Source organism: Balnearium lithotrophicum (genome assembly GCF_900182585.1).
Classification (GTDB): Bacteria; Aquificota; Aquificia; order Desulfurobacteriales; family Desulfurobacteriaceae; genus Balnearium; species Balnearium lithotrophicum.
This window is the reverse complement of sequence record NZ_FXTM01000009.1, coordinates 47,312-62,027: the sequence shown is the minus strand read 5'-3', so window position 1 is coordinate 62,027 and position 14,716 is coordinate 47,312. Positions and strand designations below refer to the sequence as shown.

The 14,716-nt window shown below is 41.6% G+C and carries 18 protein-coding genes and 1 tRNA gene; 7 read left to right on the top strand and 12 right to left on the bottom strand.

Translation table 11 applies throughout. From position 1 onward, the window contains the following. Positions 1 to 643, bottom strand: a 643-nt coding sequence (locus tag FN732_RS04465; protein ID WP_142935188.1) for a helix-turn-helix domain-containing protein, incomplete at its 3' end; no start/stop codon positions are given. Between the two features lie 145 nt (positions 644 to 788). On the opposite strand from FN732_RS04465, the gene rplU reads away from it, so the two are divergent. Both rplU and rpmA read left to right on the top strand, forming a co-directional pair. Beyond that, the gene (rplU, locus tag FN732_RS04460; RefSeq protein ID WP_142935185.1) at positions 789 to 1,097 is read left to right on the top strand and encodes a 50S ribosomal protein L21; all 309 of its coding nucleotides are present in this window, start codon (positions 789 to 791) and stop codon (positions 1,095 to 1,097) included. A gap of 13 nt (positions 1,098 to 1,110) precedes the next feature. Next, positions 1,111 to 1,365 carry a 50S ribosomal protein L27 gene (rpmA, locus tag FN732_RS04455; protein WP_013536901.1) on the top strand — a complete coding sequence of 85 codons (255 nt, stop codon included), beginning with the start codon at positions 1,111 to 1,113 and terminating at the stop codon, positions 1,363 to 1,365. 37 nt (positions 1,366 to 1,402) lie between these two features. On the opposite strand, the gene FN732_RS04450 is transcribed toward rpmA, so the two are convergent. Genes FN732_RS04450 through FN732_RS04435 form a run of 4 tightly spaced genes read right to left on the bottom strand, consistent with a single transcriptional unit; the run spans position 1,403 to position 4,822 of the window. After that, positions 1,403 to 2,674 (bottom strand): MgtC/SapB family protein, encoded by a 1,272-nt coding sequence (locus tag FN732_RS04450; protein ID WP_142935183.1) that lies wholly within the window; start codon positions 2,672 to 2,674, stop codon positions 1,403 to 1,405. Beyond that, positions 2,667 to 3,515, bottom strand: a complete 849-nt coding sequence (locus FN732_RS04445) for a shikimate dehydrogenase (protein ID WP_142935181.1) — start codon at positions 3,513 to 3,515, stop codon at positions 2,667 to 2,669. Before FN732_RS04445 ends, FN732_RS04450 begins: the two co-directional genes overlap by 8 nt. After that, the gene (mnmL, locus tag FN732_RS04440; RefSeq protein ID WP_142935179.1) at positions 3,512 to 4,441 is read right to left on the bottom strand and encodes a tRNA modification radical SAM protein MnmL/YtqA; all 930 of its coding nucleotides are present in this window, start codon (positions 4,439 to 4,441) and stop codon (positions 3,512 to 3,514) included. The genes FN732_RS04445 and mnmL overlap by 4 nt, the downstream gene beginning before the upstream one ends. After that, positions 4,442 to 4,822 carry a hypothetical protein gene (locus tag FN732_RS04435; RefSeq protein ID WP_142935176.1) on the bottom strand — a complete coding sequence of 127 codons (381 nt, stop codon included), beginning with the start codon at positions 4,820 to 4,822 and terminating at the stop codon, positions 4,442 to 4,444. Between the two features lie 93 nt (positions 4,823 to 4,915). On the opposite strand from FN732_RS04435, the gene FN732_RS04430 reads away from it, so the two are divergent. The 5 genes from FN732_RS04430 to FN732_RS04410 are packed head-to-tail and all read left to right on the top strand — an operon-like array spanning position 4,916 to position 8,633. Then, positions 4,916 to 5,494, top strand: coding sequence for a CDP-alcohol phosphatidyltransferase family protein (locus FN732_RS04430; protein ID WP_142935174.1), 579 nt, complete (start codon positions 4,916 to 4,918; stop codon positions 5,492 to 5,494). Continuing rightward, positions 5,491 to 6,510, top strand: coding sequence for an endolytic transglycosylase MltG (gene mltG / locus FN732_RS04425; RefSeq protein ID WP_185954242.1), 1,020 nt, complete (start codon positions 5,491 to 5,493; stop codon positions 6,508 to 6,510). The genes FN732_RS04430 and mltG overlap by 4 nt, the downstream gene beginning before the upstream one ends. After that, positions 6,486 to 7,631: an ATP cone domain-containing protein gene (locus tag FN732_RS04420; RefSeq protein WP_142935170.1), complete on the top strand. Its 1,146-nt coding sequence runs from the start codon at positions 6,486 to 6,488 to the stop codon at positions 7,629 to 7,631. Before mltG ends, FN732_RS04420 begins: the two co-directional genes overlap by 25 nt. 1 nt (position 7,632) lies before the next feature. Beyond that, on the top strand, positions 7,633 to 8,007 hold the full coding sequence (crcB, locus tag FN732_RS04415; protein ID WP_142935168.1) for a fluoride efflux transporter CrcB: 375 nt from the start codon (positions 7,633 to 7,635) through the stop codon (positions 8,005 to 8,007). Between the two features lie 23 nt (positions 8,008 to 8,030). Continuing rightward, positions 8,031 to 8,633: a TIGR00296 family protein gene (locus FN732_RS04410; RefSeq protein WP_142935166.1), complete on the top strand. Its 603-nt coding sequence runs from the start codon at positions 8,031 to 8,033 to the stop codon at positions 8,631 to 8,633. On the opposite strand, the gene rsmG is transcribed toward FN732_RS04410, so the two are convergent. The 7 genes from rsmG to FN732_RS04375 form a co-directional block, all read right to left on the bottom strand. Beyond that, the gene (gene rsmG, locus FN732_RS04405; protein WP_142935164.1) at positions 8,630 to 9,250 is read right to left on the bottom strand and encodes a 16S rRNA (guanine(527)-N(7))-methyltransferase RsmG; all 621 of its coding nucleotides are present in this window, start codon (positions 9,248 to 9,250) and stop codon (positions 8,630 to 8,632) included. The genes FN732_RS04410 and rsmG overlap by 4 nt on opposite strands. Continuing rightward, on the bottom strand, positions 9,247 to 11,142 hold the full coding sequence (gene mnmG / locus FN732_RS04400; RefSeq protein WP_142935162.1) for a tRNA uridine-5-carboxymethylaminomethyl(34) synthesis enzyme MnmG: 1,896 nt from the start codon (positions 11,140 to 11,142) through the stop codon (positions 9,247 to 9,249). The genes rsmG and mnmG overlap by 4 nt, the downstream gene beginning before the upstream one ends. A gap of 10 nt (positions 11,143 to 11,152) precedes the next feature. Next, positions 11,153 to 11,920: an SAM hydrolase/SAM-dependent halogenase family protein gene (locus FN732_RS04395; RefSeq protein WP_142935160.1), complete on the bottom strand. Its 768-nt coding sequence runs from the start codon at positions 11,918 to 11,920 to the stop codon at positions 11,153 to 11,155. Further along, positions 11,917 to 12,534 (bottom strand): lysophospholipid acyltransferase family protein, encoded by a 618-nt coding sequence (locus FN732_RS04390; protein ID WP_142935157.1) that lies wholly within the window; start codon positions 12,532 to 12,534, stop codon positions 11,917 to 11,919. Before FN732_RS04390 ends, FN732_RS04395 begins: the two co-directional genes overlap by 4 nt. Beyond that, positions 12,521 to 13,255, bottom strand: a complete 735-nt coding sequence (locus FN732_RS04385; RefSeq protein ID WP_142935155.1) for a TonB C-terminal domain-containing protein — start codon at positions 13,253 to 13,255, stop codon at positions 12,521 to 12,523. Before FN732_RS04385 ends, FN732_RS04390 begins: the two co-directional genes overlap by 14 nt. A gap of 15 nt (positions 13,256 to 13,270) precedes the next feature. Continuing rightward, positions 13,271 to 13,346, bottom strand: a tRNA-Gly gene (locus FN732_RS04380). A gap of 18 nt (positions 13,347 to 13,364) precedes the next feature. After that, positions 13,365 to 14,690 (bottom strand): APC family permease, encoded by a 1,326-nt coding sequence (locus tag FN732_RS04375; RefSeq protein ID WP_185954241.1) that lies wholly within the window; start codon positions 14,688 to 14,690, stop codon positions 13,365 to 13,367. Positions 14,691 to 14,716: the final 26 nt, after the last annotated feature.

Sequence of the window (14,716 nt, the reverse complement as noted above, 5' to 3'; positions counted from 1 at the left end):
TTGCAAAGCCTATTCTGGTGAATTTATCTATTGCTGAAAACTGGTAGAAGGTTTTTCCGCACCAGTAGAGGTATTTGACGTCTATGAGGACTGTTCCGGGTTTATCGGCTCTAAGTCCTTTTCTGGTGCGGTTCTTTTTCCCTATTTGTTTTCTTTTCTTAAAGTTCCATGTGAGTTTTCTGGTTCTTTCTATCAGATTGTTTCTCTTTAAAACTCTGTAGATGGTTGAAGGAGAGACTTTTATATCGAGGTATTTTTCTATAAAGACTGATATTTTTTCTTTGCTCCAGGTAGGGAATTTTTCCCTTACTGTGATTATGAGGAATTCAAGTTCAGGTTCTATTTGAGGTTGTCTTACTCTGTGGGGTCTTTTGTTTCTGTCTTTGAGGCCTTCTAAACCGTACTTTTTGTATCTATTTTTCCATTTGTAGAAGGTAGTTGGACTTATTCCGAAGTATCTGCAGGTTAGTCTTGCATTTTGGTGTTTTTCGTAGTGTTGAATCCATTTAAGTCTTTTTCTCACGTTTGGGTCTTTTGTTAGGTCGAGTTTGGTTTTTATTTTCGTTCCTCTTTTGATTGTTTTTTTGAAGGGTGTATTTGATATGTGCAGGGATGTTCCTTTGAATTTCTTTAATTGTTTCATTGGTGGACACCTCCTTTTGTTGGAGTTCAAATCTTATTTTAGGGTGTCCACCTTCTTTCTGAACTTCAACACACTTAAGGTTGACCTACCCCGTTACAATGTTATAAATTATGCCCTACTTTTAACCCCTAGTGGAGGTAGTAATATGTATGCTGTAATCAGAACAGGTGGAAAACAGTACGTTGTGGAACCTGGTCAGGTTTTAAAGGTTGAGAAAATCAACCTACCTGAAGGTTCCGAGGTTGAACTTGAAGCTCTCATGGTCAGGGGAGACAACGGAGAGGTAAAGGTAGGACCTGAGGTAAAGGGAGCAAAGGTTAAAGCTACAGTTGTGAGACACGGAAAGGGTAAGAAAATTATCGTTTTCAAGTACAAAGCTAAAAAGCACTATCAGAGGAAGTACGGTCACCGTCAACACTTTACGGAGCTCCAAATAAACGAAATTGTAAGCTAATTGGAGGTTTGTTATGGCACATAAGAAAGGTATGGGTTCTACCAAAAACGGTAGGGACTCAATTGGAAAGAGGCTCGGAGTTAAAAGGCATGACGGGCAAATTGTTAAAGCTGGAAATATCATCGTAAGGCAGAGAGGAACTTCTATTCACCCCGGTCAAAACGTAGGTATGGGGAGCGATTACACCCTTTTTGCTCTTATTGATGGAGTAGTTAAGTTTGAAACAAGGAGAAACAAAAAGTTTGTAAGTGTTTATCCTGTCCAGTAATTTCCATCCCTCCGTTCTGCGGGGGGATTCGTTCTTCTCAAGGTTTTGAATACATAATAAGACCAACAAGACCCAGTACTTCACCAACGGCAAGGAGTATAAAGCCGGGAGCAGTAAGTTTAAAGAGCTCCTTAGTCCCCATAAATCCTGTCAAGAACCACTTAAATACGGTATTAACGAAAGCAGCAAGCAAAACGGCAAAGATACCTGCAAATATTTCAACTATACCCGAACTGTACAGCTTAGCCGTTGAAAGTGTGATTGCATCAACATCAGAAAGACCGGAAATCGATGCAACTACGTATAGACCATAGTTTCCAAAGTATTTTATAGCATTTCTTGCCAGGAACAGTATAAGTGCGTAAAAGAGGCCGAACTTAATTGCAGTTGAAAGTTCAAATGGGTTCGTAACCTTAACGTTGGCTCTGTTCTGGGTTTTATGTTTAGAGATAACGTAGGAGTAAGCTATTCCTAAAATAAATGCCGTCAGTGAGGGAATTAATAGGTACTTTGCAAATTTGAGGTTTACAACTGAAGCCAAAACTACCATCCTTGGAAACATAATTGACGAAGCTCCTACAATTCCAGAGGCATACTCCCTTAAGAGATGAGGATTAATTTTTGAAAGTGGAGAAAAGGTTGCAGTTACGGCAGTGCTTGAAACAAGCCCACCTATCAAGCCAGTTATTACAACTCCCCTTTCACCGGCAATTTTAGTTAGAACGTAACCTAAAAAGTCTATTCCTGAAATTACGACGACCATTGTCCAGACTTCTCTCGGATTGACCCCGTAAAAAGCTTTATCTGGAAGTAAGGGATAAACAACAAACGTGACTGCTGCAAACTTTAAAAAGGCATACAGGTCTTCCAGAGTGAGGTGTTTTACAAACTTGTGCATCTGCTCCTTAAATGAGAGAACAAAGAGGAGAGAAATTGATAGGAATGATGCTAACTGATAGTTTCTATTTGAGCAGAGAAGCCCTATAAGAAAAGTTAGAAGACCCGATATCTCCGACGTGAGTCCCGGAGCTCTCTCCAAAATTAGAGAGATTCCTATGAGTCCTGAAAGTGCCAATAACGAAATGAAAACAACGGGAAGGCCGAAGTGCTGAGAGAGGGCTCCTGAAAGAGTCCCCAATAGTGAAATGAGAATGAAAGTCCTTACGCCACCAAAAAATATCTTGTGTTCCCTCTGTTTTTTAAACTCCCTTTCAACTCCTATTAAACCACCCAGGAGAAGGGAGATAGCGTAGGGCTCGTACAGGTGCCAGACCTCGGAGTTAACAAACTCCTTTAAGAGGTTATCCATAGAGCTCCTCTTCTAAGACCTTCCTCATTTTCTCAACGGGTGATTTTTCCCCAGTCCAAATCTCAAAGGCCACTGCTCCTTGATGAACCAACATTCCAAGTCCATTTATTACCTTACAATTTCTCTCCTTTGCCGCTTTTAGTAGAGGCGTTTCAGGGGGATTGTAGATGATATCAACAACAACCACTCCTTCTGGAATTTTTGAGTAGTCAAAGAGGTGGGGGTCCGTATCCTTCAATCCAACGGATGTTGTATTTACTATTAAATCAACATCTTTAAGGAGAATCTCTACGGTTCCTTCCTTTAGCGGATAGATTAGAACGTTTCCAAACTTTCCCAGTAAATCCCCCAATTGTTTAGCCCTTGAAAAGTTTCTGTTTACAACATTTAAAAACTTAACTCCTTCCCTTAAAAGGGAGTATCCAACTGCCTTTGCAGCTCCTCCTGCCCCAAACATCAAAATCCTCTTTCCCTTAACGTCAACACCTTCTTCCTTTAGAGAGCGAATGAAACCCTCGGCATCTGTGTTGTAACCTGTTAATTTTCCTTCCTCATTTTTTACTGTATTGACAGCTCCAATAACCTCTGCTTCGTCAGAGAGAAAGTCTAAATTCTCAATTATCTTTTCCTTATGAGGGACAGTTACGTTAAAACCTTTAACGTTTAAAGCTTTTAATCCTTCAACTGCACTTTTCAAATTTTCAGGTTTAACTTCAAATGGAACGTAAACTGCATCAATTCCCAACTCCTCAAATGCGGCCGTCTGCATAATGGGGGAGAGTGAGTGTTTTACGGGATATCCTATAATTCCGTAAACGGCTGTCTTTCCAGTTATCCTCACAGTTCCTCCAAAAACCTACATTTTTTCCCTTGATAGGTATCCCTCTCCTCAAATCTCTTCCTTATGAGGTTTATTACCCTGTTTTTCTCCCTGTGGTTACACCACTCAGGGCCAATCAAAATATCCTCAGGAGCCTCTCCTGTAATTCTTTGAACCACCGTTTTTCTTGGGAGTCTCTCTACAAAGTCAACGACCAAATCAGCGTATTCGCTAAGGGATAGGAGCTCAAATCTCTCGTTGAGGTAAATTTCCTCCAACTTAGTTCCCTTTATTACGTGGAGGGGGTGAATTTTCACTCCATCAAGTCTTAGGGAGGCAATAAAGTCTGCAGTTTCCATCATATCCTCGTACTCTTCTGTAGGAAGGCCTAAAATAACGTGGGAGCATATCTTAATTTTGGGAAACTTTCTCGTCCTCAGAACGGCATCGATAAAGTCTGAAACTCCATGCCCTCTGTTCATCCACTTGAGGGATTTAAAGTGGGAGCTCTCAAGACCGTACTCTATCCAGACAAGATAGTCATTTGTATAGCTGTTAATCAACTCCAACGTTTCATTAGGAATACAGTCAGGCCTCGTTCCGATAATTATTCCAACTACCTGGTGAAACTTTCTTACTGTGTCGTAGATGGGCTTTAAAACTTCAACGGGAGCATAAGTGTTTGTATAGGCTTGAAAGTAGACCAAAATTTTCTCCGCTTCATACCTTCTCTTTACCCTCTCTATTCCCTCCTTTATCTGTTTCTCTACGCTCTTCTTCCTCTTTTCAACGTCGTAATCGGAACCGGAGTAACAGTAAATACACCCCCCGGTTCCCTTACTTCCATCCCTGTTTGGACATGTAAAACCTGCATCAACCGTTACCCTGAAAACCTTTTCTCCAAAGGTTTCTTTTAGGTATCTGGAAAAGGAATAATACCTCTCCAACTACTCCTCTTCCTCCTCCTCAAACTCTATTCCTACGGGAACAAATTCTGCAACGTCGGAAAGTCCCCACTCCTCAAACTTCTGATTTCCTAAATCCTCACACTCTATAGGAACAACAAGTATAAATCCCTCTCCTGACCTTCTACAGTGTTCCGCAATTGCCTTTGCTCTCTTTTCTGCTTCTTCACTTTTTAGAGTATCACAGGCCTCAACCTGAACTGCAATCTGCTGTCTTTCTCCTTCCTCGTTTTCAAATACGGCTAAAATGTCTGGAATGTACTCCTCTCCCTCTGCTTTAGGTTCGTAGATTTCAAATCCCTCTTCCTCTAAAAGAGTTGCTACAACTTCAATGAGTTCCTCTCTTGATAATTTTTCTTCCATCACTTCCTCCAATAGTTTATCTCAGATTAAATTATGAAAAATTCGGTAAAAGCAAAATGGTTTATAATTTGGAAAAACACGGTTAGGGTTAAAATGATAAGCTCTTCAGGAATAAAGGAAAAGACCCAGGAAATACTAAAACCCTTTGCAAAGGGTTTAGGAAATTTAGGAATTTCTCCAAATACGGTAACCCTTACCGGATTTCTCCTCTCAGCAGTGTCTGGCTATTTTCTTTCGACAGGAAGCTTAATTACAGGAACGATAACCTTAATTTTTTCCGGACTCTGTGACGTTTTTGACGGAATTCTGGCAAGAACTACGGAAAGAACCACAAAAAGAGGAGCCTTTTTGGATTCATTCTTGGATAGGTATGCGGATTTCTTTCCACTGGCGGGTCTTCTGTACTTGGGACACAGAACGGGAAGTGAGATTCTCCTCCTATCTTCCCTTTTCTCCATAATTGGCTCATTCTCAACAAGCTATGCAAGGGCAAGGGCAGAGTCCCTTGGAATCGACTGCAAGATAGGACTGTTGGAGAGACCGGAGAGAATTATTCTAATGATAGCCGGGTTAATTTCAGGATTTGTTGAAGAGTCACTGTTCCTCTTAGCAGTTCTCTCGAACTTTACGGCACTTCAGAGGCTTAGCTGTGTTTTGAGGAGCTCCGATTGAGGAGACTCTTTCTCCTTCCGCTTTTTCTTCTCATTCTCTTAATTCCCGCCTCCCTAGTAATAGATAGGGAAATTTCCTCAAACAGAAAGGTCAATTTGGAAATTAGAGTAGATAGGGGAGAGAGTCTAAAGGAGGTTACCGAAAGACTTAAAGAATTTAACGTTGTGGAACATCCACAGCTTCTCTACTACTGGGGAAGATTAAAAGGAATTCAAATTAGGGCGGGATGTTACAAGATAAGAGGGGTTAAAAGTCCAACTGAAATTTTAGAGGAACTTACAAAGGGAAGTCCCTGTCTGAAGAGGTTCACAGTTCCTCCCGGTTCCGATGTCTTTATTCTTGATTCTTTAATGTCAAAGTCCGGAATCTGCAGGAAGGGGGAAGTTTTAAAACTGTCAAAAAGTAGGGAGTTTTTGAGGAAGTTAGAAGTACCGTCCCTTGATGGTTACATGTTTCCTGACACGTACTACATAAACGAAAGTTCAGACTGCAAACAGGCGATTGAGATAACGGTTAAAAGAATGAAGGAGGAACTGAGTAAGCTTATGAAGAACTACACTCCTCCTGAAAAGGTAAGGAGAGCTCTTAAGGAAATCGATAAAAATAAAGTTCTAACTGTTGCCTCGATTGTTGAGAAGGAAACCTCAATTTCGGAGGAAAAACCTCTAATTTCCGCAGTAATCTACAACAGGTTAATAAGGAGGATGAAAGTTCAGTGTGACCCAACAGTTATCTACTCTTTGAAACTTAAGGGTATTTTTAAGAAAAACTTAACCTATAAGGATTTGGAGGTTAAGTCCCCTTTCAACACCTACGTTGTAGGAGGACTCCCTCCTCATCCCATCTGTAATCCTTCTCTTGAATCGATTGAAGCAGCACTCTATCCAGCTAACGTTGACTACCTCTACTTTGTTGCAAACGGTGAAGGAGGTCATGTATTTTCAAGGATGTATAATCAACACTTAAAAAATGTAAGGAAGTTCCGTAGAAAATGGCAAAGAAGAAGAGATTTGTAGTTGATGATTCTGGGGAAAAGTATCCTTTTTCAAAGGGGGTTCTCGTTCGCTCCCTCATAAAAACGGGACTCTCTGTTGAGGATGCCTACAAGGTTGCAGACTCTGTTGCCTCGAAGTTCAAGGGAACAATTTCAATCAATGAATTGGTTGAGTTAGTTTATTCCGTTTTAAAGAGAAAGTTTGGAAAGAAAGTTGCTAACAAGTACAAACTCTTAGTCAGGGAAAGACAGGTTTTAGTCTGCGAGGAGTGTGGAAAGACGTTCGTTCCATTCTCAAGGGGAATCCTTGCAGGTTCAATAATGTCTGCAGGGGTTGATGTAAACGAGGCTTTTAAAATAGCAAAGGAGGTTCACGATACACTAAAAAAGAGGGGAAAGTACAAGGTTACCCGTTCGGAGCTCCGCTCAATTACAGCAGAACTCTTAAAGAAAAAGTTGGGAGAGGAGTTCTCAAAGAGATATTTACTTTGGAGAAAGGCAAAGAAGTTGGAAAAGCCTATAATTATCCTCATTGGTGGAGCTACTGGAGTAGGAAAGTCAAAGCTTGCCTCGGAACTTTCGGGAGTTTTAGAGATAAACAGGACTGCCTCAACAGATTCAATAAGGGAAGTTATGAGAAAAATGGTCTCTAAGGACTTAGTTCCTTCAATTCACGTTTCGTCCTACGAGGCAGGTGAGTTTCTTCCTCAGCTTCCTAAAACTAAAAAGGAAGAGAGAATTATCTACGGCTTTTTAGACCAATCGGAGAAGGTTCTAACTGGAGTTAATGCAATAATAAACAGGGCTATCAAGGAAAACGTCAGCCTTATAGTTGAAGGAATTCACCTCATCCCTGGATTTGCAGAGAAGTTTAAGGACAAAGCTCACATAGTTCACATCATTCTGTCAACTTTAGACGAGGAGATACATAAGGGGAGGTTTAAATCAAGGGAAAAGAGCTCCCAGAGAACGAGCAAGAAGTACCTTAAAAATTTTAAGGCAATAAGAAAAATACAGGAGTTTTTGTACGAAAAGGCTAAAGAGAAGAACATTCCCGTAGTTGAAAATATCGACTTTGACGAAACGAGGAATAGGGTTTTAAACGTAGTAACAGAAAGACTACTTGAGGAGATAGAGGTGTAAATTGACGTGGCTCTACGTAGGACTTGGCGGTTTTTTTGGAGCTCTCTCAAGGTTCTTTATATCAGGATTTGCCCAGAAGTTGGCAGGAACAACATTTCCCGTTGGAACACTTACAGTTAACGTTTTAGGAAGTTTTCTCATTGGCTTATTGGTTCTCTTATTTGAAAACCTCATAGCCCCAGAGTGGAAGGCTTTTTTTATAACAGGATTCTTGGGAGCTCTCACAACCTTTTCAACGTTCAGTTACGAAACAACAGTCTTGATTCAGGAAGGAATGTGGTTTACCGCTCTAATTAACATCCTTTTAAACGTTTTTCTCTGTTTATCTGCAACACTCTTAGGAATGGCTCTTTTTAAATTTATCTTTAGGTTTTAAATTAATTTAATGAGGAGGGAGAGATGCTTTTGGATATAGAAAAGGGAAGTTTCTTAGTTAAACTTTCAAGGGCTGCCGTTGAAGAGTACCTAAAGAGTGGAGTTAAGATAGCTCCACCTGAAAATACCCCACCGGAGCTCTTCGAAAACAGGGGAGTTTTCGTTACGATAAAGACATTTCCCGGAAAGGAACTTCGCGGATGCATAGGTTACCCAGAACCGGTAATGCCCCTGGTTTTGGCTACTATAGATGCCGCTATATCGGCAGCTACAAGAGACCCGAGGTTCTACCCTGTTAGACCTGAGGAGCTACCAAATTTAGTTTTTGAGGTAACCGTACTAACGCCTCCTGAACCAATAGATGCACCACCTGAGGAACTTCCAAACAGGATAAAGGTAGGAAGGGACGGACTAATTGTTAGGTGTGGATTTGCAAGTGGACTTTTACTTCCGCAGGTTCCTGTTGAGTGGGGATGGAACGAAACAGAGTTTCTGTCTCAAACCTGCATGAAGGCAGGGCTTCCTCCAAACTGCTGGTTGGACCCAAGGTGTAAGTTCTTCAAGTTTCAGGGGCAGATATTTACGGAGTTAGAGCCTTACGGCGAAGTTGTTGAGGAGAAAATTTAACTCTGTTTTTTAATAAATAGGAACCTCCTTAAAAAATTTATTCCTTTAGATTCTACTATTATCTCTTTAACATAGTATCCAGGGATTTCTTCACTAAATTTCTCCTTGCCCCTGTAGATACAGAGGATAGCTCCCCTCTCTAAGAGGTGTTTTGTGAGTTTAACGGCACTTTTCGGGTCCTCTACTGCCCTCATTAAGAGGAAATCAAACTCGTGATTGATGTCCTCTATCCTTGAACATAGAACCTCTACATTTTTCAGTTTTAGCCTTCTAACAACCTCCTCTAAGAAAACACACCTCTTTTTTCTTGGCTCGACCAAGGTAAATTGAGAATCCTTTACTACTATAGAGAGAGGAACTCCGGGAAATCCTCCGCCGGAGCCCACATCGCAGAACCTTTTACCGTGAATTTGTAGCCCTGCCAATTCAAAGGCCTTCATTCCTAAAAGAGAGTCAAAAAAGTGTTTTTCCTCTATCTCATCGTCACTGAGAATTGAGGTTATATTGATTCTCCTTCCCCACTTTTTAAGGAGCTCCCTGTAAATGTCAAACTTTTTAACGTCCTCATCAGAGATTTCGATTCCGTTTAGCTGGCAGAGCTCCCTTAACCTGCTCAACGTAACTCTCCCCTCTTCCACTTCTCTATGTAGACTGCCAGGATGGGAATTGAGGCAGGCCTTATTCCTTCCAACCTTGCAGCCTGTCCTAACGTTAACGGTTTAAATTCCTTTAGTTTCTGTCTCTCCTCAACAGAGATGGGAACCACGTCGTAGTCAAAATCCTCTGGAATTTTTATGTTCTCCAATTTTCTAAACTTCCTAACCTCTTCTAACTGCCTTTTTATGTAACCCTCATACTTGATTTCAATCTTCACTTCCTCAAGAATTTCCTTTAGGAGCTTTTTATCATCAACAGATAGTTCAAACGGAATAAGCCTGACGATATCTTCAAATTTTACTTCCGGCCTTCTTAAAAGCTCATAAGCACTCTTACTCTCACTAATTGGTGTTGAACCGTTCCTTTCTAAAACTGGATTTACCTCATGAGGTTTTAGCTTTACCTCTTTGAGCTTCTCAATAAACACCTTCACAGTTTCGTACTTTTTCTCTACCCTTTCGTACTGTTCCCTCGTTAAAAGTCCGAATTTGTAGCCGTACTTTGCAAGCCTGTAGTCTGCATTGTCGTACCTTAAAAGGAGTCTGTACTCAGCTCTCGACGTAAAGAGCCTGTAGGGTTCCCTCACTCCCTTATTTACAAGGTCATCAATCATAACCCCTATGTATGCCTCATCCCTTCCTAAAACGAACCTTTCATCTTTGCCCAATGCATAGAGAGCAGCATTTATTCCTGCAACTATACCTTGTCCGGCTGCCTCCTCGTAGCCTGTCGTTCCGTTTACCTGACCTGCGTTAAAGAGCCCTTTAATCAGCTTTGTCTCAAGTGTAGGGTAGAGGTGGGTAGGGTCTATAAAGTCGTACTCTATGGCATAGGCAGGTCTAATGATTTCTGCACTTTCAAGCCCTGGAATTGAGCGGATTATCTGAACCTGAACATCGTAGGGAAGGCTCGTTGACGTTCCATTTGGGTAGAACTCAACTGTGTCCCTTCCTTCAGGTTCAACAAAAACGTGGTGTCTCTCCTTCTCTGGAAACTTGACAATCTTGTCCTCAATTGATGGACAGTACCTGACACCAACACCACTTATAAGCTTACACTCTCCATACATTGGAGAGCGATGTAGGTTTTCCCTTATTATTCTATGGGTTTCAGGGGTTGTGTAGGTTAGCCAGCAGGGAATCTGCTCAATTTCCCTTGGTTCAGTCCAGTAGGAGAAGAAAGGAGGAGGTTCATCACCGTCCTGCTTCTCCATCTTTGAAAAGTCTATAGTCCTCCCATCTATTCTTGTCGGAGTTCCCGTTTTAAGCCTACTTACCCTGAAGCCGTTTCTCTCGTAAAACTCTGAAAGCTTGTTTGCAGGGGGCTCCCACATTCTCCCCCCTTCAAACTCCTGAAAGCCTATAAAGATTTTTCCCCTCAAAAATGTCCCAGCCGTTACAACAACGGCCTTTGCTCCGTACCTTGCTCCTATATGGGTAACTACTCCCTTTACCTTTCCATCTTCAACTAATATATCATCAACTATTTGCTGGATAACCTCTAAGTTATCGGTTTCCTCAATTACCTGCCTCATTCTCTTTCTGTAGGCCTCCTTGTCGGCCTGAGCCCTTGGAGCTCTAACGGCAGGTCCCTTCTTCTTATTGAGAATCCGAAACTGAATTCCCGTTTCATCTATGTTTCTTGCCATTTCCCCACCAAGGGCATCAATCTCCCTCACAACTGTTCCCTTTGCAATTCCTCCAATGGCAGGGTTACAGGACATCTCAGCAATTCTGTCAACGTTAACTGTGAAGAGAGCAGTTTTGCATCCCATTCTTGCTGCTGCTAAGGCTGCCTCACATCCTGCGTGTCCGGCTCCAACAACAATAACGTCAAAAACCTCGTCCCACATTTATCCTTCCCTAAAAGGAGATTTTTACCTTTGTTCCCCTCGTGGCATTCAAAAGTTTTGAGGCATTTCCCATGTATGCAACTACTTGAAGGTAGTTTTCAGGATTAACAGAAACGAACAATTCTCCCTTCCTTTCTCCCCTAAACGTTTCGGAGGAGTTTGTTATCTTGACCCCGTTTATTTCGACCTCCTTCGGCAGAGAACCTTGGTATCTGAAATTGAGAATTAGGTTCCCAAAGTAATCAACGTCAAGGACAAGGGTTTCATACATATTTTCTCCCAATCTTTGAGGGTCGGGCAACCTAAACCTCTTGAGTTTACCAATTTCAACCTCCTCCCCTAAGTAAATTGGAGACTGTAACCTTGCAAGCTCAGCGGCAATGGGGGCTAACTGATTCCTACCCCTGAAGTTTCCAAGGCCACTGATAAAGTAGTGCTCTGCCGTTATTCTATAGACACTCCCTGCCGGTTCTTCCTCAAACATTAAGCTACCTATTCCGTTGTTTGGACAGACGACGAAGTACTTTTCGGTCGTGACGATTATCAGTTCATCCTTAGGGTTTGGGTCAACCAAGCACAGGAAAACGGTCCCGATTGGGTAGTATTTGTAGGACCACTTCAATTTTAGAGCTCCATCAACAACGTCAAATGGGCGGACAAAGTGGGTAATGTCTATTACTTTAGCTTCCGGATTGTTCTGATAGATAACACCGTGAACCGTTCCAACGTAATGGTCCTTAAGTCCGTAATCCGAGATAACTGCGATTACATTACTCATAGTTCACCCCTATCCACCTTTCGGATTAAACTTCGAAGCTTTAATTCTACTTCTTTTCTCAAACTCTCTTCATCTTTAAATTTCTCGGGAAGTATGGGTTTCCCTAAAACAACCTTACACCTTGAAAAAGGTAGAGGAATTAAGAACCTATCCCAGGAGTTAAGGTGAATTTTTCTACTTGAGGAAAAGGTTAGAGGATAGATAGGAACTCCTGTTTTCATTGAAAGTTTTGCTATTCCTCTCTTAACAACCTCTACCGGTCCTCTTGGACCGTCTGGAGTTATAGCAACTACTCCTCCTTTCTCAAGCCAGTCAACCATCCTCAGAAAAGCTCTCTCTCCCCCCTTTCCTACACCTGTAGAACCTCTAATTGTTTTAAATCCCATTTTCCCAACTATGTTTGAAATGAGTTCTCCGTCCCTGTGTCTACTTATTAAAATAGCAACCTTATCTGAATACTCCTTAAGGGCAAAGGGTAATAGAAACATTCTTCCGTGCCAGAAGGCAACAATTGACGGAAATTTGGGTTCCGAGAGGAATATTTTTTCAATTCTAAGGGTCCTCACCCATAAAGAGGAAACTCTAAAGAGGAACTCTGGGTTACTTAATCTCAAAGCTCACCTTCAACCTAATTTTTTCCTGTTTTATCCCTTTAGGGAAGGGCTTAAATCTGCCAACGGAGTATATGGCAGATACGGCAGACCTGTTAAAGGTGATGTCGGGCGAAATTTCCTTAATTAAAAGTTCATCTACTGTTCCGTCCCTCCTTAGGGTTAGAACAACTGTTGTTCTTTCACCCTTCTTCCTCTTCCCATAGTAAGGAACTTTCCAGTTTTTCATAATTGAATCCCTTACATAGATAAGATAGGGAGCAATGGAGGAGGCTTTTATGGCGGGATTACTTTTAGAACCTTCTAAAATATCAGCCGAGAGTTTCAAAAGGCTATTTCCCTCCCCCTTACCTAAAAGGGTAACTCTCCGGTAGTAGGAGCTCCCTCCGTAGGAGAAGTTTGATGATGACTTTGTAGCTCCCGTTTTTCTTTTCGAAACTATGGGGTTTCCGCCTCTCCTTTTCCTCTGTTTTGAGACCTCTCCCCTTGAAATGGAAGGTTTTCTTAGTTCTGTCCCTCCATTTCTACTACCCCTTACCGACTTTAGGCCTATTAACTGTGAATCAACGTCCGTATCGAATGAAAGTGGAACGGAACTAACAACTTGATAAACTCTACCCGAAAATACCTCATGAAGGGAAATGTAGGAGAGAACCAACAGGTGGATGGTTAGGGATAACAGCAGGAATATAACATCTATTTTTCTTTCCCTTTCTAACTCCAATTTACTTTCCGTTGATGGAGCGGGCGACGGGACTCGAACCCGCGACCCTCAGCTTGGGAAGCTGATGCTCTACCACCTGAGCTACGCCCGCTTTTTTAATTAAAAATAGTCAACCTGCTGAACTGTGCAACAGCTTTTTCGTCCTTATGAAAGGAGAGACTCTCCTCCTCTTTCCATAGTAGAACAGCTCTAAAAGGAAGGAGGTAAGAAAGAGGAGAATGGTTGTATAGAAGGTTAGTTTACTGCTCTTAAACTGGAAAGTGAGTATTTGAAAAACTACAAACGTTATAACGATAAGATTGAAAAAGATTAAACCTCTTCTTCCACCAACATTCTCCCACAGTTTAAGGTGGGAGAGTATAACGCCTATGTAGAGAACGGACGTTACTATGCTTACGATGGATGCCACAGAGGTTACATTGAAAAGCAGAGCGAAGAGGAGACCCAAGCTACTTGTAATGTACAATCCTAAGTGCTCTCCTAACCACTTTCTTTCAACTAAGTAGTGGGGAACGGGAATGTATCCATCCCTCATTAGGGCGTAAGAGGCGTTTGCTCCAGTGTATATAGTAGCGTTGAGAGCGGATGATATGCTTATGAGAGCTCCCAGGCTCAAGAGAACAAAGCCAAACTTGCCCAACATCGGTTCTGCAGCAACTGCAAGGGCATTCTCGGCGTACTTAATTAGCTCTTCAGTTGGTAGAGCTCCGATTGCCGATACGGAAACTCCAACGTAGACAAACATTACAATAAATATGCTTATGAAGATAGCCCTTGGAACGTTTTTCCAGGGATTTTCCAAATTCTCACTTATGTTTGTTACAAGGCCAAAACCCATGTAGGACAGAAAGAAAATAACAGAGGCGTTAAGTATTCCCTTTAGATAACTCTGTGATATCTGAGGTTTAAGGTAATCTATGTGAAGGACCTTCAAACCTGCTACTATGAAAAGTAGGAGTATCGTTAACTTCAGTGAAACTATCCAGAACTCCAACTTTCCTACAGCCCTTGAACCTCCAAAGTAGGATAGAGCTCCAAAAAAAGCTACGACGAAGACCTCAGTCACAGTGTGTAGAGTTGGATAGTTCAAGTGAATTAGTGGTAAAAGGTATCCAGCGAAACTTATTGCAAAAAGCGAGATGGCAACTACGTAACTGAACCACATTAAAATGGAGAGAGCTCCAACCCAAACGGTATTTCCAAAAGCTTTTTGAATAAAGGCTATAGGGCCGGCATTTGAAACATACTTACGACCTAAGTGGGCATAGGAGTAAGCTACCATTAGAGCGTAGATACCACTAATAAAGAAGGCAATGGGAAGTCCATTTCCGGCTATTTTTACTCCATAGCCAAAAATTGAAAATATACTTGCTCCTATCATGGTTCCGACCGCCATTGCAACGGCCTGCCAAAGGGAAAGCTTTTTTCCTTCCATAATCCCTCATGATAAAATTTTTTAAG

What these genes read in the sequence shown, in the direction of transcription:
- rplU (WP_142935185.1), top strand. Translation starts at nt 789, where the DNA reads ATGTATGCTGTAATCAGAACAGGTGGAAAACAGTACGTTGTGGAACCT.
- rpmA (WP_013536901.1), top strand. Translation starts at nt 1,111, where the DNA reads ATGGCACATAAGAAAGGTATGGGTTCTACCAAAAACGGTAGGGACTCA.
- FN732_RS04450 (WP_142935183.1), bottom strand. Translation starts at nt 2,674, where the DNA reads ATGGATAACCTCTTAAAGGAGTTTGTTAACTCCGAGGTCTGGCACCTG.
- FN732_RS04435 (WP_142935176.1), bottom strand. Translation starts at nt 4,822, where the DNA reads ATGGAAGAAAAATTATCAAGAGAGGAACTCATTGAAGTTGTAGCAACT.
- FN732_RS04430 (WP_142935174.1), top strand. Translation starts at nt 4,916, where the DNA reads ATGATAAGCTCTTCAGGAATAAAGGAAAAGACCCAGGAAATACTAAAA.
- FN732_RS04420 (WP_142935170.1), top strand. Translation starts at nt 6,486, where the DNA reads ATGGCAAAGAAGAAGAGATTTGTAGTTGATGATTCTGGGGAAAAGTAT.
- FN732_RS04410 (WP_142935166.1), top strand. Translation starts at nt 8,031, where the DNA reads ATGCTTTTGGATATAGAAAAGGGAAGTTTCTTAGTTAAACTTTCAAGG.
- mnmG (WP_142935162.1), bottom strand. Translation starts at nt 11,142, where the DNA reads ATGTGGGACGAGGTTTTTGACGTTATTGTTGTTGGAGCCGGACACGCA.
- FN732_RS04395 (WP_142935160.1), bottom strand. Translation starts at nt 11,920, where the DNA reads ATGAGTAATGTAATCGCAGTTATCTCGGATTACGGACTTAAGGACCAT.
- FN732_RS04375 (WP_185954241.1), bottom strand. Translation starts at nt 14,690, where the DNA reads ATGGAAGGAAAAAAGCTTTCCCTTTGGCAGGCCGTTGCAATGGCGGTC.